The sequence below is a fragment of the Pseudomonas sp. R4-15 genome, assembly GCF_055768815.1.
The window spans coordinates 4,150,431-4,172,897 of record NZ_CM147293.1 but is presented as its reverse complement, the minus strand read 5'-3'; the positions used below and the strand labels follow the sequence as shown (position 1 = coordinate 4,172,897).

The window sequence follows — 22,467 nt, the reverse complement described above, 5'->3', positions numbered from 1 at the left end:
CGCTACTCCCTCCCCGCCCCAACCCGCTTACGGCTGCATTCTCACCAGCATCGGCAGCTCGCGCTCGAGCAGGGTGGGATCGCCGCTGTTGAGTTCCAAGAGCCGGCGCAGATGGCTGATCGAATCCAGGTCGATGTGCTGGCAGGCTAGGGCGAGGCTGTCCTGATCCGCACGGACCAGTTGCATCTCCATGTGCAGGGCCACGCCGCCGCCCAGCTCCACATGGGCCAGGAACGGCTGTTCGGGCTCGGCATCCCAGTCCACCGGGCGCTCGACCAGCAAGCCGTGCAGGGAAAGGTCATGGACCAGGGCGCGCCAGCGGCGATCGCCCTGGCGTAGTTCGGCGACGGCTTCGAACGGGATTCGCTGGAAGCGGCGGCGGTCGGCATCTGTTTCGCTCATCGGCGATACCTCTGACGGTTTTCGCCTCACTATAGCCCAGCGGCGGGGGACTTCATCGTGCCGTCCGGCGTACGCGGCGAATACCGCGCATTGATCCGCGTCGCTGGCACCGGCACGCCGAGAGGTTCACACTATGGCCGATTTTCGCGGGCCAGGGCCCGCCCAGTGCCAGGAGATCCCATGTCCGCTTCCTTTCCGCAGGCACGCCTGCGGCGGCTAAGACGCACCCCGCAACTGCGCGGGATGCTGCGCGAAACCCAACTGCGTCTCGACCAGTTGGTGTACCCCATCTTCGTCGAGGAAGGCCTCGACGAGCCGGCGCCGATCAACGGCATGCCGGGGCAGTTTCGTATCCCGGAGAAGGCCTTTGCCCGCGAAGTCGAGCGCCTGGCCAAGCTCGGCCTGACCAGCATCATGCCGTTCGGCATCTCCCACCATAAGGACGCCTGCGGCTCCGATGCGATGAACCCGGACGGCCTGGTCTCGCGCATGGTGCGCATCATCAAGGACGCGGCCCCGGAGATGATCGCCATCCCCGACATCTGCTTCTGCGAATACACCAGCCACGGCCACTGCGGCATCCTCGAAGACGGCGTGGTGCTCAACGACCCGACCATCGAGAACCTCGGCAAGCAGGCCGTGGTGGCCGCCGCCGCCGGTGCCGACGTGATCGCCCCGTCCGCCGCCATGGATGGCCAGATCCGTGCCATCCGCGCCGCGCTGGACGCCAACGGCTTCGAGCACATCCCGGTGATGAGCTACTCGACCAAGATGGCCTCCTCGCTCTACGGCCCGTTCCGCGAAGCCGCCGGCACCGAGCTCAAGGGCGACCGCAAGACCTACCAGATGGACCCGATGAACCGCCGCGAAGCGCTGCGCGAGTCCCTCGCCGACGAAGCCGAAGGCGCCGACATGCTGATGGTCAAGCCGGCCCTGGCTTATCTCGACATGATCGCCGACATTCGCCGCGAAAGCCTGCTGCCGCTGGCGGCCTACCAGGTCAGTGGCGAGTACTCGATGATCCGCTTCGCCGCCCAGGCGGGGGTGATCAACGAAGAAGCGGTGATCCGCGAAACCCTCGGCTCGATCCGCCGCGCCGGCGCCGACCTGATCATGAGCTACTTCACCCCGCAGTTGCTCGAAGAGGGCCTGTAACACCGTAGCTGCGTGCGGCCCCCTCTCCCCAACCCCTCTCCCACGAGGGGCGAGGGGCTAGCCGACCTGGTCGTGAGCGGCTCAGCTGCAGTTGTTCGAGAAGGGGCGTAGCGCTGTAGAAGCGTGCGGGTTTCCCTTTCTCCCCAACCCCTCTCCCACGAGGGGCGAGGGGCTATCCCGTGCCGCGCCGATCTCGTCGTGAGCGGCTTCACCGTGCAGTGGCTCGAAGAGCTGCTTTACGCAACTGCACTGCTCGAAAGCGCCAGCATCTCCGTCCCCAGGCACTGCACCGCTGTGCACCCCTCGCCCCTCGCGGGAGAGGGGGCGGGGGTGTCCAAACCGGCAACATGGGTAACAAACGAGACCGGGAGGATGGGTTACACAAGTTACGGTGTGAGCAGGAGGTGCTGCCCATGCCCTGGAAAGAGACTTGTGTAATGGATTTGAAGGTAAAGCTGATTGCCGACTGGCTAAGCGCCCGGTACTCGATTAGTGAGCTTGCCGTGGGCTATGGGCTGAGCCGCAAGACCGTCTATAAATGGATCGAGCGCTATCAGCGGGCGGGAGCCGAGGGTTTGGTGGAGCGCTCTAAAGCCCCTCACAGCTGCCCGCATGCGGTAAATCCGCAGGTGGCTGAGCAGATCGTAGCCGTCAAGAAAGAGCATCCCAGCTTTGGTCCCAAGAAGGTGATGGACCTGTTGCGCCGCGAGCGGCCTGGCCACGATTGGCCGGCGGACAGTACCGCCGGTGAGGTGCTCAAGTCTGCTGGGCTGGTCAAACAGCGGCGCTATCGTAGGCCCTATCCAGCGGCGCCCGAGCCCTTCGAGCTAGGCCGCAGCAACAATGCGTTGTGGAGCGCGGACTACAAAGGTCAGTACGTTACGCAGGGCGGGCACTGGTGCTATCCCTTGACGGTGACGGACAACGCCAGCCGTTTCCTGCTTGGCTGCCATGCCGTGCAGGCCCCTGATTACGCGCAGGCCAAGCCAATCTTCGAATGGGTTTTCCATGAGTATGGCTTGCCCGAGGGGCTCTTGACCGACAACGGCTCCCCCTTTGCCAGTCGAGGCGCGGGAGGCCTGACGCGCTTGTCGAAGTGGTGGGTTGAACTAGGCATCCGAGTGCATCGCACCCAGCCGGGCACGCCGACGCAAAATGCTCGTCATGAGCGCATGCATGGATCACTCAATCGGGCTATCGGTGATCAGCTGCGTGGAACGTCGGCGCTCGCTCAACAGGCAGCATTAGCCGCATTTCGCAAGGAGTTCAATGAGCACCGTAGCCATGAAGGCTTGGACAGATATACGCCAGCGAGCCTATATCAAGCCTCGCTGCGCCGGTATTCGCCAGTGCAGAGGCCTGTCGAGTACAACGAGGACCAGCAGGTACGCAACGTTCGACAAAACGGTGAGATCAAGTGCAAAGGCCGCCTCGTTTACATCAGCGAGCTGCTAGCCCAGCATCGTGTGGGGTTACGTGAAGTCGATGATGGACGCCTGGAGGTGCGTTATAGCTTTCACCTGCTGGGTTACATCAACCTGCAGACTTCACGATTGGAGCCCGCATCCCAATGGCATGCGAGGGGAAAGGTGTAACCCATGCTGCCGGTTTAATTTGTTACCTATGCTCCGGTTGCACAGGGAGAGGGGGCCGGCCAACACCAGCCCTCCGCGGCCTGGCTAACGCTGCCCAAGCAACAGCGGCATCGGGCAACCCAGCGTATCGGCCACGGCGCGCACCAGTTCCGCTTCGGCAGTGGCGACCACCCCGTCATGGATCACGCAAGTGGCCATGGCGTGCAGCAGCTTGGGTTTGTCCAGCGGGCGCAGCTCGGCGAGTCGCTTGAGTGCCAGGTCAAGGCTGCGGGTTTCCCGGCCCGGGCGCAGCGTCAGATGGGCGAACGGCAACTGCGCGCAGGCGGCGGCAAAGGCATCCTGGCGCTGCTGCAGGTCCCTGTGCCCGACCTGCGCCAGCGCCGACAGCAACAGGGCCACGTCGCCGGACATGTCCGGTAGATGACGCTTGCCATGCGGCCGGCGAGGCGGCTCGATATTGCGCTCGACGATACGCAGCAGCGTCCACTCCAGCAGTTCGACCTTGTCATCCGCCTTGATCAGTTGCAGCAGATTGGCCTTGAGCAGGCGGGCCTCTCCAGGCGTCAGTTGCTTGAGCGCTGGAAGTGCCAGGTCCAGCAGCGGCAGGCGCAGGTCGGGCGCCAGGCTCTGCAGGTCCTCCTGCAACGTGCCCAACACCCCAAGCAATGCCGGCTCCGCCGCCGAACGCAGGTGCGCGAGCTGCATCGCCAGCACCTGCGGTTCACGCTGCAGCAACAGACCATAGAGCAGCGCCTGGGCGCCGAGGGTGCTGTGCGCGGCGCGCTTCAGGGCGCGCGGCAGGCTGTCGAGCCTGTAATGCGCCGCCTGCAAATGCGCCGCACCGGGATCGCCGATGGCACCGATCGACTGACTGAGCGCAGCGGGCGCGTAGACCGCCGCCGCGGCCTGCGCCATGCGCGGGTAGACTGCGTCGCTACCGGAGATCAAGTAAGCCGGGCTGAAGGAGGGGAACACGCCGTCCCAGCCGGGCTCGATACGGCGGATGCGCGCCTCCAGCGAAGGATGGGTACTCATCAGGCCGCTGAGCGGGCGGTAGATCCCGCTGGCGAAGAACAGGTGGCTGAACTCGCTGGCGTAGGCGGTCCGTAGCTCCGAGCCCTCGGCCTTGGCGCCGATCTTCTTCAACGCACCGGCGATGCCGCTCGGGTTGCGGGTGAACTGCACCGCCGAGGCGTCCGCGAGAAACTCGCGCTGGCGGCTGACTGCCGCCTTGATCAGATTGCCGAATAGGGTGCCGAGATAACCCAGCACCACCAGCGCGGCGCCCACCAGCAGTGCCAGCGCAACGCCGCCACCACTGCTACTGCTGCTGGACGAGCGGCTGGTGCGCCGCGAGGACAGGTCACCGAGGCCGCGCAGCAGCGTATGGCCGATCAGGCCGATCATAAGGATGCCGTGCAGCACCGCCACCAGGCGGATGTTCAGGCGCATGTCGCCGTTGAAGATATGGCTGAACTCATGGGCGATGACACCCTGCAATTCTTCGCGATTTAGCGCTTGCACGGCGCCGCGGGTGATGCCGATCACCGCGTTCTCCGGCGTGGTCCCGGCGGCGAAAGCGTTGATGCCGGGCTCTTCCAGCAGGTACACCGCCGGCACCGGCATGCCCGAGGCGATGGCCATTTCCTCCACCACATTGAGCAGACGCTGCTCCTCGAAGCTGCTCGCCCCCAGGTTGAGCAGCCGACCGCCCAGCCGCTCGGCCACCGCCGCGCCGCCGCCGGCCAACTGCGACTGCTTGTAGAGCCCGCCGAGCAGTACGACGCCTATCACCACCGCTGCCACGTAGAACACCAGCTCGCGGCTCGGGCGGATGTGCAGGTTGCCGTATTCCAGGGCGAGGATCAGCACGCCCGTGGTCAGCGCGATCAGGCTGGCCACCGCCAGGGTCATCAGCAGCACCAGGCGGCCGGTATAGCGCCGCGCCCGATCCTGATGTTCGAAGAAATTCATGGGGTCATCCGGTGACGCCAAGCACCGTCAGTGAGCCGGCTTCGCGACAGGGGCGAAGCGGGCCCGCAGGCATTGGCAATGAGTCCAACGGCCGTCAGAACGAGACTTTCGGCGCCGCCTGGATCGCCGGGCTGTCCTCGAATTCCAACAGCGCCGCGTCCTGGCGATGGCCGAAGAAATTGGCGAACACCACGGGCGGAAAGCTCTGCTTGTAGGTGTTGTACGCCGTCACCGCATCGTTGAACGCCTGCCGCGCGAAGGACACCTTGTTCTCGGTGCTCGACAGCTCCTCGCTCAACTGCTGGATGTTCTGCGAGGCCTTGAGGTCCGGGTAGGCCTCCAGGGTCATGTTGAAGCGCCCGAGCGCACTGCCCAACTGCCCCTCGGCCGCCCCCAGGCTCGCCATGCGCTGCGCATTGCCCGGCTCCGCAGAGGCCGCCTTGAGCCCAGCCGCCGCGTTGTTGCGCGCCGCGATTACCGCCTCCAACGTCTCGCGCTCATGGCTCATGTAGGCCTTGGCGGTCTCCACCAGATTGGGGATCAGGTCGTAACGGCGCTTCAACTGCACCTCGATCTGCGCAAAAGCGTTCTGGTAGCGATTACGCAGCGCCACCAGGCGGTTGTAGATACTGATCAGCCCAAAAGCCACGACCGCGAGGATCAGCAGAATGACAATGTTGGATACCGACACGGGGCGTTCCTTATCCGGTGTGAGAGGACGGGGATGGTAGCGTGAAGGGGGGCTGGGGGAGTAGGGCGGGGTGGCTTTCGGCCAGAAGCGGACGGTGGTCCCAATAAATAAATCTGTCCCCTTTTCGCTTATGTCTTATTCCAAGCTCAGCGTCGAAGAGCGCGCCACTATTCAATTTGACCCTGTCGTTGGCTTGGTCATGCCGGTGTATGGCGGGCCGCATCCCTAAAAATGCTGGCGGAAGCACATCAAAATATGTGCTCTACACACCAATAGGTTTATTGAACACACTTAATCATGTGTGAGATGATTCGACTGTGAATAAGCGAGGTGTTGGGAATGACCTACGAAGAATTCCGAAGGCAGCTTGGGAAGGCTGGTATCACAGTAAAGGGATTTGCGCATTTGCTTAAGCAGAATCCCAATTCCATTACCAATCACGCTGTTACTGGTGAGGTCCCTGCGCACATTGCAATCATTTCGGCACTACTCGCTGAGCTAGCTGAGCATGGAGTCGATTATTCGGCGGTGCTGAACCGCATTGATTATAACGCCAGTAAGTCACGCGGATTGAAAGCGAAGAACGCAGCCAGTTTGAATCGAAACCTCGGGTCACTAGCTACAGATGACCATCAAGGGCATAGTTAATGAACTTTATAGAAAATGAAACCGCCCAAAAACTACGCGGTGGTTACTACACACCATATGACCTTGCTTTGTTTTTGGCACGTTGGGTGGCTGAAATTAAGCCCGCTCGAATTTTGGAACCCAGCTGTGGCGATGGTGTATTTCTCCAAGCGGTTTCGAGTGTTGAGGCCGTTCAAGATGCGACTCTGACGGCGTTTGAGTTGGAACCAGTAGAAGCTGCTAAGGCAGCCCAGAGAGGCCGTGCGGCGAAACTGAGGTCCTTTCGCGTACACAATGAAGATTTTTTAGGGTGGGCAGTGCCACGCATTGGGCGAAATGTTGAAACCTTTGATGCGGTTCTAGGGAACCCCCCCTTCATTCGTTATCAATATCTCCCAGAACCGTTCCAAGACAATGCTGAACATATTTTCAAAGCGTTAAATTTGCCATTTACCAAGCATACTAACGCGTGGGTACCGTTTATTTTGGCTACTTTCAGCATGCTACGCCCAGGTGGCCGTTTGGCAATGGTTGTGCCAGCCGAAATTATTCACGTCACTCACGCGCAGTCCCTTCGGTCATATCTAGGGCAGCAATGCCGACGTATCGTAATCGTAGACCCAGAAGAATTGTGGTTTGAAGGGACTTTACAAGGTGCCGTCATAATAATGGCTGAAAAAAAAGCTCATACTGATGATGTTGCGGAAGGCCTTGGTATCTATCCGGTTAAAGGGAGAAACTTCGCAAAACTTGACCCCCACACAGTCTTCGATGGTCCCAAGGCTATCAACGGGGAGACAGTGGTAGGCAAGTGGACGAGAGCGTTACTAGACTCTGAAACCGGGTCGCTGTTTAGTGAAATATGCGGTCATCACGACGTTCACAGGTTTAGAGATATAGCAAAAGTTGAAGTCGGCATCGTTACAGGTGCAAATAAGTTCTTTCTGGTTCCTGACGAAACTGTAGATACCTACGGCCTTCATAAATGGGCGCACCCAATGTTTGGCCGGAGCGAACATTGTCCGGGAATTATTTATGACGAACAGCAGCATAAATTCAATTCTGAAAAAGGTTCACCCACAAATTTTATATGGTTCAAAGACGGTAATAGCGACTTGAATTTCAATGCTCGGGCATATATCGCCAAGGGTGAATCGGATGAGTTGCATACCCGTTACAAGTGTCGGATTCGGTCTCCATGGTTCACAGTGCCATCTGTACATGCCACTGAAATTGGCATGTTAAAGCGCTCGCATAATACGCCCAGGTTGATACTGAACAAGCTACGTGCCTATACAACCGATACTGCCTATCGTATTAAATCGTATGGGATAGCAGCCGAACATCTGGTTTCATGCTTTGTAAATCCACTGACTGCACTAAGCGCGGAGTTAGAAAGCCGCCATTATGGTGGTGGTGTGCTGGAGCTAATTCCATCTGAAATAAATAAACTAGTAATTCCGACCCCCGACGTGTGCATTGATATTAATGCGCTAGACCAAGATATTCGTCTTCTTCCAACCCATGACGTGCTAGCACGACAGGGAGAAAAAATCTTGGGTGCACTGGGTGTTTCTGCCAATGACCAAATCAGGATTTTGGATGGGTGGCGAATGCTGCGTGACAGAAGGCATAGGGCTTCCAGCGAGCCAGTAGTGGAAGCCCCATAGCATTCGACTCTGAACTTTATGCGATTTCCATCAAGAAGCCTACTTCCAGACTGGATGTCGCATAAAGTGAAAGGGTTGCACCTGCAAGGTGTAGACCGGGAATCAGCTCCATAAAATAGCGCCCCCAGCGAATGATTGTTGTGTAGTTGTTCTGGTCGGCTTCACCATCTGGCTTGTGGCTAACTTCGAACGTTTGCACTCCATAATCGATTCCCCGGATGATCACGCGCATGGGGACATATGCAAATTCTTGCGTCGAGTTTCTGTTCCTGCCCACTTCGGGTTGCCAATAGTAATCGGCAAAAAGGTTTCGAAAGTACCTCGTTTGGTCGATCCGTCCGCTCGCATCTTCAAAACGTGCCTGGGTAAGCCTAATGCCGCCCACTGGATTTGTTCTTTCATTCGAAATTTGGAGAGCCTCACTAGCGGAAAGAACTTTCCGCCAAACCAAAGCTCCGCCAGGTACGGGCGATAATGTTAATTGGTTGTTTTTATGCGTCACCTGTTGAGCGAACGGCGCAATTAGCTGTTCGGCATTGAGAATTGAGGATGGCAGATTTGGCGGCATTACTATTGGGGCGGGGGTGAATGGATTTGGCGGCACACCAAGTTCATTGGAAGTAGCTGCGGATTGATTTCTCCGTCGACGTGCTTCCGCCTCATTGACGACCATGCCTCTGGCACTTAACGTCTGTATTAGCTCTGGTGTTAGCTGTGCAACGTCTGACCCGGCAGGGTCAAAATATGGTTGCAGTGGCCTCATTAAATCAGCTAGGTATTGATTGTCATTTGGCAAATCGAAGTCATATCGTGTACATACTTCATAATTGGTATAAAGCCCACCTTCTGTCCAATTATTTGAGCCAACAAACAACACAGCTCTGTGATGCGTCTTGAAATAATAAAATTTAGGGTGGAAAGTCGATCTAGGGAATGGATTGTGGACTATGTAAGTTTGAGCATTCCATTGTATTAGTTCGCTTAATACGTCTTGACTGGTGCCACCCAGATCGATGCCGATCACAAATTTTAATTCAGCGTAATTTTGGCTCTGAAAAGCTAGATGCTGTTTGAATCTGAGAACTGAACGCAAGCCCACAAAGGCCGATACAAATCTGATCTCTTGAAATACGTTGGACTCCAGTAAGTTCGTAATTTCGTTGCCAAGCTGTGTAAATGGTTGGGCAATTATAGAAATTTGCACATCTGCTTCCTTGTGATCGCTGGCATACGCGGTTGCGCGGTGAGGCAAATATAACGGCCACGGAGCGTTCACAGAAGTCTGAAGGTAAGCGCTCCATAAACCCCTCTCGCCCGGAAGGTGTTCTTCAGAACGCCGAGCCCGACGGCAGCTGCGCTTCTTAGGCCTCGACACTGCGCGCAATGGGCAGTCGTTCCCGCACTTGGCGCAGGGCTTCTGGTCGTTGGCTTTGGCGGTTTCGATCAGGCTGTAGATCTGCGCGCGCTGGCTGTGGCGCCTTTCGGGTGCCGCTGAACAGCCAGTTCTTGCTACCGATGACGAAGGGCCGGATGGTGTTCTCAACGCGAGAGGGGATAGATTTATTAATTGGGATCACCGTCCACCTCAGGTTTTTCCTGCCCGGCGCGGCTGGCCGCTTTTGGCCTAAAGCACCCTCTTATTTCCCCACCACCGGCGCATGCTCCGCCATCAGTTCGATCACCCAGTCGATAAGCTCCCCGCAGTTTGGCGCTGACGAGGCGGTTGGATGGGAAGGCGAGGTATATGGGTATGGTGGCAGGCCGTCTTCGAACAGGGTTTGCAGTTTGCCGCTGACGAGCTGGGGTTTGATGTTCGTCCCCACGCTCCCACGCGGTAACGGCACCGGGGACGCTCTACGTCCCGGTGGTACGTTGTAAGCGCGTGCCCTTGCGGCGGCTTTTACAGGCCCAGTTCCGACAGCCCCGGATGGTCGTCCGGACGTCGCCCCAGAGGCCAGCGGAACTTGCGTTCCTTCTCGCTGATGGGCAGGTCGTTGATGCAGGCGAAGCGATGGGCCATCAGGCCGTTGTCGGCGAATTCCCAGTTTTCGTTGCCGTAGGAGCGGAACCAGTTACCGGAGTCGTCGTGCCATTCGTAGGCATAGCGCACGGCGATGCGGTTCTCGGTGAAGGCCCAGAGTTCCTTGATCAGGCGGTACTCCAGTTCCTTGTTCCATTTGCGCCGCAGAAAGGCTTCGGCCTCGGCGCGGCTGTTGGCAAATTCCGCGCGGTTGCGCCAGCGCGTGTCGGGGGTATAGGCGAGCGCGACCTTGGCGGCGTCGCGACTGTTCCAGCCGTCCTCGGCGAGGCGCACCTTGAGGATGGCGGTTTCACGGGTGAACGGCGGCACCGGTTGGCGGATTTCAGGCGTGGACATTGGCTTGCTCCTGTGGACGAGGGTGATGGGGCGGATGCGCTCACTGGCGCGTGGTTTCCGGAAGTGGCTGACGAATGCGCTTGCGCAGCGCACGCCACAGGCCGAGCAGACGGCTGGCCGGTGCGGTGGTGCAGGGATGTTCCCGTGCCGCGCTCATCGGCGGCAGCAGCAGGGTCGCCTCCCGCTCCATGACGTCGCGCTTTGCCGAGGTGGACGTGGGTGCGTCGTGCCAGTGCACGGACGGCGGCATGTCCCAACGACGTAGAGCACTTCCGTTCATCACGCGGCTCCCTCTTCAGAGATCCAGCACCAGGGGTTGTGCGCTGTCTTCGGTCTGTGCCGGTACGGCGCAGCAGATCAGCACCTTGTCGCCGTCCGGCCGTTGCGCCGGTGGGTTGGGGTAGTGCACGGCGCCGCTGACCAGTCGCGCAGCGCAGGTGCCGCACGAGCCGCCACGGCAGCTGAACTCGGGGTTCAGGCCACGGCTCTCGGCCAGTTCCAGCAGGCTGCCGCTGTCGGGCTTCCAGCGCGCTTCGGTGGCCGAGGCGGAGAAGTACACCGGCACCGGTCTGCTGGCAGCCGGTGGCTGCGCCTGGCTCGCGGGCTGTTCGCTCTGCGTGCGGCGAAGGGCAGAGGGGCCGAAGGCCTCGGCGTGGATACGCGGGTCGGGAATGTTGAGGCGGCGCAGACCGTCGTAGATGTCCTGCAGAAAGCCGCTGGGACCGCACAGGTAGAAGTCGTAGTCGTCCAGCGGCAGGCGCGCCTTGAGCTGGGCGAAACTCAGTCGGCCAGCGAGTTGGTAGTCGCGTTCGAGTTGCGCCTCGGCGTCGGGACTGCTCAGGGCGCGGTAGATATGCAGCAGCCCGTCCGACTGCTGTTGCAGCGCCGTCAGTTCCTCTCGGAAGGGCAGGTCGGCCAGGCTGCGGGCGCTGTGGAACAGGTGGACGTGCCGCTCGCGCTGGAGTTGCCTGTTCTGCGCGACCAGTTCGCGGGCCATGGAGATCATCGGCGTGATACCGACGCCGGCGCCGATCAGTACGACCGGCCTTTCGACGTCGTCGACCAAGGTGAAGCTGCCCAGCGGCGTGCGGAGGTGCAGCAGGTCGCCGACCTGGACGTGTTCGTGCAGGTGCCGCGAGGCCTTGCCCTGCAATTTCACACTGATACGGATGTGGCCGTCGGAAGGCGCGCTGGACAGGCTGTAGGTTCTCACCAGGGCCTCGTCGTCCTGCGTCAGGATACGCAGCGGCAGGTGCTGCCCCGCCACGAAAGGCACGGCGGCACCGTCCTGCGGTGCGAGGAACAGGGAGCGGATATCGCGGCTCTCCTGCTGTACCTGCGTCACTCGCCATTGCTGCCACTCTCGACGCTGCTGGTACTGGCGCAGGCGCTCGTCGGCTTCCGCCCAGGTGCCAGTGGCCAGGCTGGTGGGGGCGTAGTCGTGGAATTGCCAGCGAATACCGACCGCAGCCGGGCGCAGCACGACCTGCTCCACCTCGAGGGTCCACAGTCGCTCGGCGCCTTCGAAGGTCTTGATCAGCGGACTGTCGAGCAACAGCTCGGTGCGCCCGCTGAGTTGCAGCATGTCGCCGCTGGCGAAGTCGACGAACAGCAAACCGGCGATCGGGTTGGCCTGCAGGTTGCCGAGGGTGTTGAAAAACAGGTTGCCGGCATAGTCGGGAATCGTCAGGCGGTTGCCGTCGACTTTGACGAAGCCGGCACGCCCGCCGCGATGGGAGACGTCCACCGAGCGGCTGTGGGTGTCATGCTCGAAGTAGCTGGCGATGAAGAAGGTGTCGGCTGCCCGGATCAGCGTTCGGCTGTAGTCGTCCAGGCCGGTGAAGTCCTGGCGCGGCGCCTTGTCTGCCTGCGCGCTGAGGCGGGTGTAGGAGCGCTCCTGGATGTATTTGGGGCAGTTGCCATAGGAGTGCTCGACCTCCACCGCGAAGCCTTCGGCCGAGGCTTGAGTGATCTTGCCGTTGATGCGGTTGCGCCGACGCGTATGCAGTTCGATGCCGAGCATGCCGATGGCGCTGCCGCTTTGCAGGCCGCTGGCGGCCGGGTCTTGCGGGTCGGGCTGAGTGGCGAGGAACAGGTGCTGCGGATCGGCCGAGGTGACGAAGCCTTCGGGCCCTACGAGCAGGGTTGCCCAGGGACGGCCCTCGTCGTCTACCGCGCCGACCACCATGAACGGTACTTGCTGGTAAAACTCGCGGTGCTGATCGGGCATGTAATCGCGGATGGCCTTCTGCCCGATCACGTCCATGCGCTCGGCGACGTGCGCGCTTTCCTGCAACTGGCGTTCACCGGCATGCCAGGGCGATTTGCGGTGCTTGGGGAGGTGGTCCATGGCGTCGCTCCTCGGACAGGCTGCCAGGAAACCTGGCAGCCTGGTCGACACTCAGTTGGCGTGCAGGCCTGCGGCGGTACGTGGCATGGGCACGAAGCCGGGCAGCGCTTCGATGCGTTGCAGCCAGGCGCGCACGTTGGGGTAGGGCTCCAGCGAAACGTTGCCCTCCGGCGCATGGGCGATGTAGCTGTAGTTGGAAACGTCGGCAATGCTCGGTTCGCCGCCTGCGAGGAAGGGTCTGGCGGCCAGTTCGCTTTCCATCACCGTGAGCAGGGTATGGGCGCGGGCGATGACCTCGTCGGCATTGAACGACGCACCGAACACCGTGATCAGGCGTGCAGCGGCCGGGCCATAGGCGACCTGACCGGCGGCGACCGACAGCCAGCGCTGTACGCGCGCTTCCTGCAGCGGATCGTTCAACTGCCAGTGGCCGCTGCCGTATTGCTTCGCCAGGTAGACCAGGATCGCGTTGGAGTCGCTGATCAGGGTGCCGTTGTCGTCGATCACCGGCACCTGGCCGAAGGCGTTGATCGCCAGGTATTCGGCCTTCTTGTGCTCACCGTTGGCCAGGTCGACGGACACCAGCTCGGTGGGCAGCTTGAGCAGCGAGAGCATCAGTTCGACGCGATGGGCGTGGCCGGACAGCGGGTGGCGATAGAGTTTGATGGCTTTGGTCATGTCGTGGCTCCGTAGCGTGTGTGAGTGGCCAGCGCGCTGTGGGGTATTGCGCTGTTGGAGCCATGCTGCGCCGATACACGAATGAGCAGAATCACCACCCTGGGCAATCCATAATTCCGTTTTCCGAAAGAGTACCGCTGGCGGTCAGTCGTAGAAGGCGGGGTGGGCGCGCAACCGCGGCGTGGCGAAGTCGATGAAGCTGCGTACCCGCGCCTCGGCGCGGCGGCCGTGGCGGTAGATCAACTGCGCCGGAATGCCGGGGCTGGCGTAGGGCTGCAGTACGGGTTCGAGCAACCCGCTTTGCAGTTCGGCATGGGCTTCGTAGCTCAGGCAGCGGATCAGCCCCAGTCCCAGCACGGCCGCATGAATGGCGGCGTTTTGGGTGGTGCACGTCAGTGCCGGGAGCGGCGTTATCGAGCGCACGTGGTGCTCAACGTGGAATTTCCAGGCGGTCTCGTAACCGGGCGATGAGGTAATCACTGCGCGGTGCGCCTTGAGATCTTCCGGGATCTGCGGTCGTCCCCACTGGGCCAGGTAGCTTGGCGCCGCGCAGACGATCGGCCGGACCGTGCCCAGTCTCGCCGCGAAATCCGATGAATTGGCCAGTTGGCCCAGCACCAGCGCCACATCGAGACCGTCTTCGAGCAGCTTGGGCGTACCGGTAATGGCGTGGGTGACCAACTGAACGTCGGGGAATGCCGCGAGGTAATCGAGGGCGATGGGCGTGAGCACCTGGTGGTCCATCAACAGAGGCAGCGCCAGGCTCAGTCGCCCAGCCGGGCAGGCATGCACGCCCGCCGCCGAGCGCTCGGCCTCGGCGGTCTGTTCGAGGATCTGCTGGCAGCTCAGGGCAAAGCGCTCACCGGCAGGGCTCAGGTCGATGCCACGGGGGCCGCGGCTCAGCAGTGCGGTGTTCAGGTGGGCTTCCAGGGCGCTGAGGGTGCGCGTGACGGTCGCTTCGGAAAGCCCCAGCTGGCGCGCTGCGGCGGCCAGGCTGCCGCTTTGCGCCACGGCGTCGAACACTTGCATCTGCCGGTAGAGGCTCATGTTTCAAACCACCGGTGGCGTTTGCAATGACCGGTCCTGCTGAAAACGGCGGACGCAGAAGTCCACGAAGGTGCGCACTTTGGCTGGCATTCTCTTGTTGCGCTGATACAGCACGTGCACGGGCAGAGCCTCGGTTTCGTAGTCTTCCAGGACGATCTCCAGTTCGCCCCGGCTGACCAGTTCGGCCACCTGGTAGGACAGCACCCGCGTCAAACCCCAGCCCATGCGGGCGGCGGTTATGGCGGCCTGATTGGAGCTGACCATCAGGCGCGGCTTGGGGTGCAGGGTCAGTGCGCCTTGTGGACCCTTGAATTGCCAATCGGTGAGCAGCCGGCTGGCCGATGACATGACGATAGGCGCCTTCATCACGTCCTTGGGCACGCTCGGTCGCCCGGCCCGTTCGAGATAGGCTGGCGCGGCGCAGATGACCGGACGGATCTGGCCGACCCTGACGGCTTGCAGGTCAGAATCGGGTAATCGGCCAATGCGGATCGCCACGTCCAGTCCTTCATCGATCATGCTCACCAGACGGTCCACCAACAGGGCGTTGATGGAAACCTCGGGGTGTTCGTTCAGGTATTCGGTGATCAGCGGGATGAGAAACAGCTCGCCGAACATCACTGGCGCGGTCACCGTCAGGTTGCCGCGCGCACGGCTGCTGCTGCCCGCGGCCAATTCATCGGCCTCTTCCACGTCTTGGAGGATGCGTTTGCAGTCATCGACATAACGACGGCCTGCCTCGGTCAGGCGCACGCTGCGCGTGCTTCTGGCCAGCAGCAGGGTGCCCAGGCGGCTTTCCAGGCCGGCGATCACCCGCGACACGCTGGGTGGCGACATGCCCAGCAGTTTGGCTCCGCCGGCAAAACTTTCCGCCTCCACGACCGCTAGCAGCACCTTCATTTCCTGGAACCTATCCAAATTCACCGCCAATCAGCCAAATGGGTGGGTTCCACAGCTTAGCGCCTGGCGCGGCCGCTGAGGGTTGGAGAGGCCCGCTTCGTCTACCGTCCCAGCACCGGCGCATGCTCTGCCATCAGTTCGATCACCCAGTCGATAAACACCCGCAGCTTGGCGCTGACGTGGCGGTTGGGTGGGAAGGCGAGGTACATGGGCATCGGAGCCATTTGCCAGTCTTCGAACAGCGGGCGCAGCTCGCCGCGGGCGAGGTGGGGTTTGGCCATGTATTCGGGGAGCCATAGCACGCCCAGGCCGGTGAGGCCGGCGGTGAGGTAGGCGTTGCCGTCGTCGACGGTCAGTTGCGGCCGGCCGTGGATTTCCAGTTGTTCGTCGTCGCGTTGCAGGCTCAGGGGCAGGGTTCGGCCGGTGCGGAACCAGAGATAGCCGACGGTGGTGTGCGGGCCTTCTTCCAGTTCGCGCGGGTGGGCCGGCGTGCCGACGCGTTGCAGGTAGCTGGGGGCGGCGTAGAGCCCCAGTTGCAGGTCGCCGACATGGCGGGCGACCAGCGACTGGTCGGTGATTTCGCCGCCGCGCACCACGCAGTCGATGTTTTCCCCGATCAGGTCGACGATGCGGTCGCTGACGCCCAGGGTCAGCTGGATTTCCGGGTAGCGGGCGTAGAAGCCGGGTAGGGCGGGGATCAGCAGCATGCGCGCCAGCGGGCTCGGCACGTCCACCCGCAGGCGCCCGCGTGGGGCCTGGGCGGCGCTGGAGAGGCTGGTTTCGGCGTCGTCCATATCGGCCAGCAGGCGGACGACGCGTTCGTAATAGGCGGCGCCGTCGGCGGTGACGTTGACCTTGCGCGTGGTGCGGTTGAGCAGGCGCACGCGCAGGCGCGCTTCGAGCTGCTGCACCAGCTGGGTGACGCTGGTCTTGCTCATGTGCAGGGTGCTGGCGGCCTTGGTGAAGCTGCCGGTTTCCACCACACGGGCGAAGGCCTGCATGGCATCGAAGCGGTCCATTTTGCGTCTCGCTGCTCTGGGATTGTTTGGATTCTACAAACAGTCATGGACAAGGTTGCACGTTTATCGTCGGCGGCCGCCTTCCTAGAGTGGACACCTCGTCATCGGCGGGCCGTGCTGGCCCCAGTGGAGGTATGCCATGAGCAACAAACGTGATGTGGTTTTCCCGGCGGAGCGCCATGCGCTCTATGACCTGCATCGCTATTCGCCGGCGATCCGTTCCAACGGCTTTCTGTTCGTCTCCGGCCAGGTGGGCAGCCGCAAGGACGGTTCGCCGGAGCCGGACCTCGACGAGCAGGTGCGCCTGGCTTTCGCCAACCTCAACGCGATCCTCACGGAGGCGGGCAGCCGCTTCGAGGACGTGGTCGACGTGACCATCTTCATGGTCGATCCCGCAGCGAAATTCGAGCGGGTCTGGGAGGTTGCCGCCGAGTTCTGGGGCGAGGCGCCTTACCCGACGGCCACCGCCATCGGCGTGACCTGGCTGTCCGGCTTCGACTTCGAGATCAAGGTGATCGCCAGGTTGCCGTAGAGGTGACTTGCCCGCTCTCCCCAACCCCTCTCCCGCAAGGGGCGAGGGGCTAGCGGGTGCCATCCTGGCGGGTATTCGTCGTTCCCAAACTCCGGCACTGATCGTGCCCAGGCTCCAGCGTGGGAACGCCTCCAGGGATACACCGCGTCCCGAACGTACGATCGCCACGCTGCTGTCGAGGTGGCTTGGCCCCTTGTATGTTGTTTTGGCTGTTCCCGCCGCAGCAGACCGTAAGCCCTCTGGTTACAAGACCGTGGGAGAGCGAGGGTCGCTATGGCGGTTTTGATTAGAGAACCCGAACGGTTGCCTGAGCTCGAAGCTCGCATTGCAAGGCAGGGAGTCAACGTCATGAAACAGCAAGACGCAGAAGTGGTATTGGGTGTAGACGTTTCTAAGGCTCGGTTGGACTGTGCGACCTGGCCGGCGTCTACCGCGTGGGCGCATGAGAATACGGTGGAAGGCATTGACGCGCTGGTGGCCAAAGCCCTCGAACAGCGCTTCAAGCTGGTTGTGCTCGAGGCCACGGGTGGCCTGGAGGCCGAGCTTGCCGCAGAGTTGGCGCGTGCGGGTGTCCCGGTGGCCGTGGTCAATCCGCGGCAGACGCATCGTTTCGCCCAGGCGCTGGGTATCTTGGCCAAGACCGATCAGGTCGATGCCGGTGTCCTGGCGCGTTTCGGCGCGATGACCGGCGTTGAACCCAGAGCCCTCAAGGACGAATCGCTGCGAGCACTCGATGAGGTACTGACACGGCGGCGGCAGACCGTCGAGATGCTGGTCATGGAGCGCCAGCGCTTGGCTCAAGCGCGCGACCCTCGGGTCTCCAAGCATCTCAAGCAACACATCCGCTGGCTGGAGAAGGCCGTCAGTGATTTCGATGACGAGATGCGTCAGCGGATCAAGGACAGTCCCGCCTGGAAAGCCAAGGATGACTTGCTGCAAAGCGTCAAAGGCATTGGAGATATCAATGCGTCGACGCTGATCGCCGATCTGCCGGAACTGGGTCAGCTCACGCGCAAACAGATCGCCGCGCTGGTCGGTGTGGCTCCCTTCGCCCACGACAGCGGCCAGATGCGCGGCAAGCGCAGGATCTGGGGTGGACGTGCAGCCGTTCGCCATGCGCTGTACATGGCGACCCAAAGCGCTCGTCGGTACAACCCCCAGATCAAAGCCATGAGCGACCGCCTGGTGGCGGTCGGCAAGCCACCCAAGGTCGTCATCGTAGCCTGCATGCGCAAACTGCTCGTGATCCTCAATGCGATCCTGCGTACAGGAACGCCCTGGAATCCGGCCTGGGACAGTCGTCAGGCTTGACCGGGAACACGGTTGCTCTCCCCACCCCCTCTCCCGCGAGGAGTGAGGGGCTAGTGGGTGCCGCGCCGGCGCGTGTTGATCGTTCCCGCGCTCGCGCGTGCGAACGCCTCTGGGGCTGCCTGGGTGTGGCTGGGATTTAGTCGCCGAAGGTGCCCTGCACCCGTTCGGCGCTGAACTGCAGGCTCTGCGGCCGGTAGCCTGGGCGCAGGGCGGGGAGGGCCAGGCAGGTTTGCCAGCGTTGCCCAGGCGGCAGGGATTCGGCGGCCTGGTAGCGGGCGTCGCGGTAGCCTTCCTGTACCAGGTCCACGCCTTCGCCGGGCAGGCGCGCGGCGATCTGCCATTCCAGGTTCAGCAGGGGTTTGTCGCTGTCGTTGAGCAGTTGCACCTGTAGCGGGCGTTCGGCCGGGCAGGCGTCGAGGTTCCAGTCCAGGCTCAGTTGCAGACGCTGCAAGCGCGTTTCTTCACGGTGTTCCTGCCAGAGCACGCCGGCGGCGATCAGCAACAGGCCGAGCAGGGCGGCGACCGAGAGCGGCAGCGCGCGCAGCGGGAAGCGGATCAGCAGGACCAGCCAGGTGAGGATCAGCAGGGCGCCGAACAGCAGGGACATGGGATTCTCCAGCAAGCCGGTAGGACAGCTTGCAGGCCCTGGCGTCAGGCTTCAAGGGGCAGGGGGGAAGAGCGGCGTCCTTGCCGCTCGGGTGTCACGTCAGAGGCTGGCGCGGCGGTTGGGGAAGGGCATGTCGGGCACGGCACGCTGGCGCGAGGCGTTGCGCTCACGGCGCACCGGTATCGCTTCGCTCTGCACGGCGCCGGCTTCGGTACGACCGTAGACGTCTTCCAGACGCTCGATGTCGTCTTCGCCGAGGTAGCCGCCGGACTGCACCTCGATGATCTCCAGCGGGATCTTGCCGGGGTTGGCCAGACGGTGCACGGAGGTCATCGGGATGTAGGTCGACTGGTTCTCGGTGAGAAGGAACACGCGGTCGTTGCAGGTCACCTCGGCGGTGCCGGACACCACGATCCAGTGTTCGGCGCGATGGTGGTGCATCTGCAGCGACAGGCTGGCGCCGGGTTTGACGGTGATGTGCTTGACCTGGAAGCGACCGCCCATGTCCACCGAGTCATAGGAGCCCCAGGGACGGAACACCTCGCAGTGGTTCTTGGTTTCGCTGCGGGCGGAGCGCTCGAGCTTGTTCACCAGCTTCTTCACGTCCTGCACGCGGTCCTTGTGGGTGACCATGGTGGCGTCCTTGGTCTCCACCACCACCACGTCGTCCAGGCCGACCACGGTGACCAGCTTGCCGTTGCCATGTACCAGGCAGTTGTGGGCATCTTCCATGACCACGTCGCCGTGGATCACGTTGCCGTTTTCGTCCTTGTCGTGGACTTCCCAGATCGACGACCAGCAGCCGACGTCGTTCCAGCCGGCGGACAGCGGCACCAGGGCGGCATGGCGGGTCTTCTCCATCACCGCGTAGTCGATGGAGTTGTCCGGGCAGCAGGCGAAGGTGGCGTTGTCGATCTGCACTTCCTCGTCCTTGCTTTCGCTACGTTCGAGGGCCAGCAGGCAGGTGTCGTAGATGTCCGGGTCGTGCTCCTTGAGTTCTTCGAGGAAGCGGCTGGCGCGGAACAGGAACATGCCGCTGTTCCAGTAGTAGTCGCCGGATGCGACGAACTCCTTGGCGCGCTCCTCGTCGGGCTTCTCGACGAAGCGTTCGACGCGGGCGCTGCCGTCGGGCAGGGTGGCGTCGGCGCCGCACTTGACGTAGCCGTAGCCGGTTTCCGGGCTCTTCGCGGGGATGCCGAAGAGCACCATTTCGCCGGCTTCGGCGGCGTTGGTGGCCAGCGCCAGGGCTTGCTGGAAGGCGCGCTGGTCGGCGATCACGTGGTCGGCGGGCAGCACCAGCAGCAGCTCGTCGCGACCGTCGGCGGTGAGTTGCATCGCCGCTAGCGCCACGGCCGGCGCGGTGTTGCGCCCGAAGGGCTCGAGCAGCAGGCCCTGGATGGTGTGGTCGATGGCGGCCAACTGCTCGCGGACGATGAAGCGGTGCTCGGTGTTGCACACCACCAGCGGTGCCTGCATGCCCTCGAAGTTCAGCCGTTGCAGGGTTTGCTGGAACAGCGTGCGCTCACCGGTGAGCGCCAGGAACTGCTTGGGGAACTGTTTGCGCGAAAGCGGCCATAGACGCGAACCGCTGCCACCCGAGAGGATTACTGGAATCATGTGTGCTCTCCGTAGAACGTAGATAGGTAATTGGGGTGGTTTCTTGTTGTTGTGCGACCCGCCGCAGCGGGTCGCCGTCGGCTCATTCGGTGCGTGCGGGGCGGACCACCCAGGTGGGGGACAGCGAACTGCCGCTACCCAGCACGTAGAGTGCGGTCACTTCTCCGCGCTGCAGCACCACAGGTTCGAGGTCGGCGACTTTCTTGCTGCCGTTGAACAGCGCCAGGTCGACCTTCACGGGGTTGATTTCGCGGTCGCCGGCGCCGTCGGGGGCGACTGCGGGAACCACTTCGGTCTTACCGTCGGCGGTCTTCAGTGCCAGTTTCTCGTCGGACAGGTTGTGTACCCGCACCAGGGCTTTCTGGCGGTTTTTGAAGGCCTCTTCCTCGACCAGTTCCAACTGGCCGCCGGGTTGTGCGACCAGCGTGTAGTAACTGTCGGCATCCAGCTTCACCGGCAGGCTGGCGCTGTCCACCTGGGCGGTGTAGCTGCCCGGCGGCAGGAAGCTGAAGTCGCTGCTGGCGAGCGGGCGCACATCGCCCAGCTCGGTGTTGCCCAGGGTGCCGGTGGCCTCCTGGCTGCCCGCATTGAACAGCCGTACGAAGGCCGAGCCCTTGGGTGCGCTGGGGCCATAGAGCGCGGCCTCGTCGGCGCTGGCGGTGGCGCTGGCCAGACCCATCAGCAGGGCGCAGGTAAGGGTTTGCGAACGTTTCATCGTGATGACCTCCGGTTGTTATTCAGGGACGTGCCACAGGCGCGGCACGCGTGGTGTGCTCGTCGCTGCTGGCGAATTGGCGATCGTCGCCACCTGCGCGCAGGCGGGCGATCCATTGCGGGTCGAAGCCGCTCAGATCGTTGGCAAAGGGGAGATAGCGTTCGGGGATTTCCCAGATCACCAGGCGCGGCGGGTTCTGCTTGAAGCCGTCGCTGGAAAGGTATTCGAGCATCGGCAGGATCGGGCCCTTGCCGTCCTCGGCGTAGTTGGCCAGGTCGCTGGAAAGGTCCTGGCGCAGCGCGCCCGCGAAGTTCCAGGACGGGTTGGCGCTGTAGCTGGTGCCCACCAGGACAACCGGCAGACTGCTGTCGGCGAACAGCGCATCGGCACCGGCGGCGACGTCTTCGCGCGGTGTGGTCTTGCGCTGCTGAAGGTCGTCCGGGGCCGGCAGCAGGCTGCCGAACAGCGGGTCCAGCGGCAGGAAGTTGAGCAGGTCGCCACGGTGCTCGCGGGTCTCGCCGCGCTGGGTGACGTAGGCCTGGTCGCCCTGGAAGCGGCCGCGCTGGGCAACGCTGTCGGCCAGTGTCTGCGCAGCCACGGCGGCGCCCTGGGGCGTCCAGTGGGTGTCGGTACGCAGGAACACCTGCTCGTCGGCCTTGGCCTGGCGCAGCGGCGTCAGCAGGTCGGGTGCCTCGATGCCGGATTGCTGCGCCCGCGCCAGCAGCTCGCCGTAGAGGTCGCTGCGCAATGCGCTGGGCTGTGCCCGGCCGGCGTGTTCGGGATACAGGCGAACCTTCGCCGGGACCAGGGCCAGCACCAGTTCGATGCCACGCGCGTCCATCTCGCGCGCTACGCCCTGGACCAGCTCCCAGTTGGCTTGCAGGTTCTGCCGGGCGCCGGCCACCGGCTCGAATTCCTCGTCGCTGTACAGCCAGCCGTCGCGACCGACGATCACGCCGTCACGACCCTCGCCGAACAGCAGGTACTGGGCGGCGGCCCAGAGGTTGGTGCCGACGCGCTTGAGCGGGAAGTGCTCGTCGTAGTAGGTCTCGAAGGCATGCGCCATGCCGCCGTCGAGCAACTCGGGCCCGGCCGGGCGCTGGTAGTCACGCGCCGCGAGCAGGGCGGCGCCGCCCGCCGTCACCAGGATGGCGAGGAACAACCCGACGTAGACCTTGCGCAAGGAGTGGGTCATGGCGA

Annotated in this window: 20 protein-coding genes and 2 pseudogenes; 6 read left to right on the top strand and 16 right to left on the bottom strand. The window is 62.6% G+C overall.

Features of this window, described 5'->3' with window-relative positions; translation table 11 throughout:
* Positions 1 to 27: 27 nt before the first annotated feature.
* Entirely contained in the window at positions 28 to 402 is a 375-nt protein-coding gene (locus ACYRGX_RS20125; protein WP_473054197.1) for a PilZ domain-containing protein, read from the bottom strand.
* A 180-nt stretch (positions 403 to 582) separates the two neighbouring features.
* On the opposite strand from ACYRGX_RS20125, the gene hemB reads away from it, so the two are divergent.
* Both hemB and ACYRGX_RS20115 read left to right on the top strand, forming a co-directional pair.
* Entirely contained in the window at positions 583 to 1,557 is a 975-nt protein-coding gene (gene hemB / locus ACYRGX_RS20120) for a porphobilinogen synthase (RefSeq protein WP_473054196.1), read from the top strand.
* A 437-nt stretch (positions 1,558 to 1,994) separates the two neighbouring features.
* On the top strand, positions 1,995 to 3,152 hold the full coding sequence (locus ACYRGX_RS20115) for an integrase core domain-containing protein (protein ID WP_473054195.1): 1,158 nt from the start codon (positions 1,995 to 1,997) through the stop codon (positions 3,150 to 3,152).
* An 84-nt stretch (positions 3,153 to 3,236) separates the two neighbouring features.
* Here the strand turns inward: ACYRGX_RS20115 and ACYRGX_RS20110 are convergent, their stop codons facing one another.
* Together ACYRGX_RS20110 and ACYRGX_RS20105 are read right to left on the bottom strand one after the other, a co-directional pair.
* Positions 3,237 to 5,126: a M48 family metallopeptidase gene (locus tag ACYRGX_RS20110; protein WP_473054194.1), complete on the bottom strand. Its 1,890-nt coding sequence runs from the start codon at positions 5,124 to 5,126 to the stop codon at positions 3,237 to 3,239.
* A 94-nt stretch (positions 5,127 to 5,220) separates the two neighbouring features.
* Positions 5,221 to 5,817, bottom strand: coding sequence for a LemA family protein (locus ACYRGX_RS20105; RefSeq protein ID WP_473054193.1), 597 nt, complete (start codon positions 5,815 to 5,817; stop codon positions 5,221 to 5,223).
* Between the two features lie 339 nt (positions 5,818 to 6,156).
* Here ACYRGX_RS20105 and ACYRGX_RS20100 point away from each other — a divergent pair, with 339 nt between their 5' ends.
* On the top strand, positions 6,157 to 6,465 hold the full coding sequence (locus ACYRGX_RS20100; RefSeq protein WP_473054192.1) for a hypothetical protein: 309 nt from the start codon (positions 6,157 to 6,159) through the stop codon (positions 6,463 to 6,465).
* Positions 6,465 to 8,114: an N-6 DNA methylase gene (locus tag ACYRGX_RS20095; RefSeq protein ID WP_473054191.1), complete on the top strand. Its 1,650-nt coding sequence runs from the start codon at positions 6,465 to 6,467 to the stop codon at positions 8,112 to 8,114. The genes ACYRGX_RS20100 and ACYRGX_RS20095 overlap by 1 nt, the downstream gene beginning before the upstream one ends.
* A 16-nt stretch (positions 8,115 to 8,130) precedes the next feature.
* Here the strand turns inward: ACYRGX_RS20095 and ACYRGX_RS20090 are convergent, their stop codons facing one another.
* The 9 genes and pseudogenes from ACYRGX_RS20090 to ACYRGX_RS20050 all read right to left on the bottom strand — a co-directional run bounded on the left by ACYRGX_RS20090 (position 8,131) and on the right by ACYRGX_RS20050 (position 16,485).
* Entirely contained in the window at positions 8,131 to 9,318 is a 1,188-nt protein-coding gene (locus tag ACYRGX_RS20090; RefSeq protein ID WP_473054190.1) for a phospholipase D family protein, read from the bottom strand.
* Between the two features lie 157 nt (positions 9,319 to 9,475).
* Positions 9,476 to 9,655, bottom strand: a pseudogene (locus ACYRGX_RS20085) (IS66 family transposase); the annotation flags it as partial.
* A gap of 359 nt (positions 9,656 to 10,014) precedes the next feature.
* The gene (locus tag ACYRGX_RS20080) at positions 10,015 to 10,491 is read right to left on the bottom strand and encodes a nuclear transport factor 2 family protein (protein ID WP_473054189.1); all 477 of its coding nucleotides are present in this window, start codon (positions 10,489 to 10,491) and stop codon (positions 10,015 to 10,017) included.
* Positions 10,492 to 10,531: 40 nt separating this feature from the next.
* Positions 10,532 to 10,771, bottom strand: coding sequence for a hypothetical protein (locus ACYRGX_RS20075; RefSeq protein WP_473054188.1), 240 nt, complete (start codon positions 10,769 to 10,771; stop codon positions 10,532 to 10,534).
* A 15-nt stretch (positions 10,772 to 10,786) separates the two neighbouring features.
* Positions 10,787 to 12,841, bottom strand: a complete 2,055-nt coding sequence (locus ACYRGX_RS20070) for a pyridoxamine 5'-phosphate oxidase family protein (protein WP_473054187.1) — start codon at positions 12,839 to 12,841, stop codon at positions 10,787 to 10,789.
* A 51-nt stretch (positions 12,842 to 12,892) separates the two neighbouring features.
* Positions 12,893 to 13,519 carry a glutathione S-transferase family protein gene (locus tag ACYRGX_RS20065; protein ID WP_473054186.1) on the bottom strand — a complete coding sequence of 209 codons (627 nt, stop codon included), beginning with the start codon at positions 13,517 to 13,519 and terminating at the stop codon, positions 12,893 to 12,895.
* Positions 13,520 to 13,663: 144 nt separating this feature from the next.
* Positions 13,664 to 14,566 (bottom strand): LysR family transcriptional regulator, encoded by a 903-nt coding sequence (locus ACYRGX_RS20060; protein WP_473054185.1) that lies wholly within the window; start codon positions 14,564 to 14,566, stop codon positions 13,664 to 13,666.
* A gap of 3 nt (positions 14,567 to 14,569) precedes the next feature.
* The gene (locus ACYRGX_RS20055) at positions 14,570 to 15,466 is read right to left on the bottom strand and encodes a LysR family transcriptional regulator (RefSeq protein WP_473054184.1); all 897 of its coding nucleotides are present in this window, start codon (positions 15,464 to 15,466) and stop codon (positions 14,570 to 14,572) included.
* A 101-nt stretch (positions 15,467 to 15,567) separates the two neighbouring features.
* Positions 15,568 to 16,485, bottom strand: a complete 918-nt coding sequence (locus ACYRGX_RS20050; protein ID WP_473054183.1) for a LysR family transcriptional regulator — start codon at positions 16,483 to 16,485, stop codon at positions 15,568 to 15,570.
* Between the two features lie 139 nt (positions 16,486 to 16,624).
* Between ACYRGX_RS20050 and ACYRGX_RS20045 the strand changes: the two genes are divergently transcribed.
* Together ACYRGX_RS20045 and ACYRGX_RS20040 are read left to right on the top strand one after the other, a co-directional pair.
* A complete protein-coding gene (locus tag ACYRGX_RS20045) occupies positions 16,625 to 17,017 on the top strand; it encodes a RidA family protein (protein ID WP_473054182.1) in 393 nt (130 codons plus the stop codon).
* Between the two features lie 348 nt (positions 17,018 to 17,365).
* Entirely contained in the window at positions 17,366 to 18,328 is a 963-nt protein-coding gene (locus ACYRGX_RS20040) for an IS110 family RNA-guided transposase (protein ID WP_473054181.1), read from the top strand.
* Between the two features lie 136 nt (positions 18,329 to 18,464).
* Here ACYRGX_RS20040 and ACYRGX_RS20035 read toward each other — a convergent pair whose 3' ends face one another.
* The 4 genes and pseudogenes from ACYRGX_RS20035 to ACYRGX_RS20020 all read right to left on the bottom strand — a co-directional run bounded on the left by ACYRGX_RS20035 (position 18,465) and on the right by ACYRGX_RS20020 (position 22,462).
* Positions 18,465 to 18,929, bottom strand: a complete 465-nt coding sequence (locus tag ACYRGX_RS20035; RefSeq protein ID WP_473056738.1) for a multidrug transporter — start codon at positions 18,927 to 18,929, stop codon at positions 18,465 to 18,467.
* Between the two features lie 198 nt (positions 18,930 to 19,127).
* Positions 19,128 to 20,552: pseudogene (locus ACYRGX_RS20030) on the bottom strand (mannose-1-phosphate guanylyltransferase/mannose-6-phosphate isomerase); the annotation flags it as partial.
* Positions 20,553 to 20,634: 82 nt separating this feature from the next.
* On the bottom strand, positions 20,635 to 21,267 hold the full coding sequence (locus ACYRGX_RS20025; protein WP_473054180.1) for an alginate O-acetyltransferase AlgF: 633 nt from the start codon (positions 21,265 to 21,267) through the stop codon (positions 20,635 to 20,637).
* Between the two features lie 22 nt (positions 21,268 to 21,289).
* Positions 21,290 to 22,462 carry an alginate O-acetyltransferase gene (locus tag ACYRGX_RS20020; protein ID WP_473054179.1) on the bottom strand — a complete coding sequence of 391 codons (1,173 nt, stop codon included), beginning with the start codon at positions 22,460 to 22,462 and terminating at the stop codon, positions 21,290 to 21,292.
* Positions 22,463 to 22,467 lie beyond the last annotated feature (5 nt).

Excerpts from the sequence above, each read along its gene's own strand:
- ACYRGX_RS20125 (WP_473054197.1), bottom strand. The coding sequence starts at position 402 with ATGAGCGAAACAGATGCCGACCGCCGCCGCTTCCAGCGAATCCCGTTC.
- hemB (WP_473054196.1), top strand. The coding sequence starts at position 583 with ATGTCCGCTTCCTTTCCGCAGGCACGCCTGCGGCGGCTAAGACGCACC.
- ACYRGX_RS20115 (WP_473054195.1), top strand. The coding sequence starts at position 1,995 with ATGGATTTGAAGGTAAAGCTGATTGCCGACTGGCTAAGCGCCCGGTAC.
- ACYRGX_RS20110 (WP_473054194.1), bottom strand. The coding sequence starts at position 5,126 with ATGAATTTCTTCGAACATCAGGATCGGGCGCGGCGCTATACCGGCCGC.
- ACYRGX_RS20100 (WP_473054192.1), top strand. The coding sequence starts at position 6,157 with ATGACCTACGAAGAATTCCGAAGGCAGCTTGGGAAGGCTGGTATCACA.
- ACYRGX_RS20095 (WP_473054191.1), top strand. The coding sequence starts at position 6,465 with ATGAACTTTATAGAAAATGAAACCGCCCAAAAACTACGCGGTGGTTAC.
- ACYRGX_RS20080 (WP_473054189.1), bottom strand. The coding sequence starts at position 10,491 with ATGTCCACGCCTGAAATCCGCCAACCGGTGCCGCCGTTCACCCGTGAA.
- ACYRGX_RS20075 (WP_473054188.1), bottom strand. The coding sequence starts at position 10,771 with ATGAACGGAAGTGCTCTACGTCGTTGGGACATGCCGCCGTCCGTGCAC.
- ACYRGX_RS20070 (WP_473054187.1), bottom strand. The coding sequence starts at position 12,841 with ATGGACCACCTCCCCAAGCACCGCAAATCGCCCTGGCATGCCGGTGAA.
- ACYRGX_RS20065 (WP_473054186.1), bottom strand. The coding sequence starts at position 13,519 with ATGACCAAAGCCATCAAACTCTATCGCCACCCGCTGTCCGGCCACGCC.
- ACYRGX_RS20060 (WP_473054185.1), bottom strand. The coding sequence starts at position 14,566 with ATGAGCCTCTACCGGCAGATGCAAGTGTTCGACGCCGTGGCGCAAAGC.
- ACYRGX_RS20055 (WP_473054184.1), bottom strand. The coding sequence starts at position 15,466 with ATGAAGGTGCTGCTAGCGGTCGTGGAGGCGGAAAGTTTTGCCGGCGGA.
- ACYRGX_RS20050 (WP_473054183.1), bottom strand. The coding sequence starts at position 16,485 with ATGGACCGCTTCGATGCCATGCAGGCCTTCGCCCGTGTGGTGGAAACC.
- ACYRGX_RS20045 (WP_473054182.1), top strand. The coding sequence starts at position 16,625 with ATGAGCAACAAACGTGATGTGGTTTTCCCGGCGGAGCGCCATGCGCTC.
- ACYRGX_RS20040 (WP_473054181.1), top strand. The coding sequence starts at position 17,366 with ATGAAACAGCAAGACGCAGAAGTGGTATTGGGTGTAGACGTTTCTAAG.
- ACYRGX_RS20025 (WP_473054180.1), bottom strand. The coding sequence starts at position 21,267 with ATGAAACGTTCGCAAACCCTTACCTGCGCCCTGCTGATGGGTCTGGCC.
- ACYRGX_RS20020 (WP_473054179.1), bottom strand. The coding sequence starts at position 22,462 with ATGACCCACTCCTTGCGCAAGGTCTACGTCGGGTTGTTCCTCGCCATC.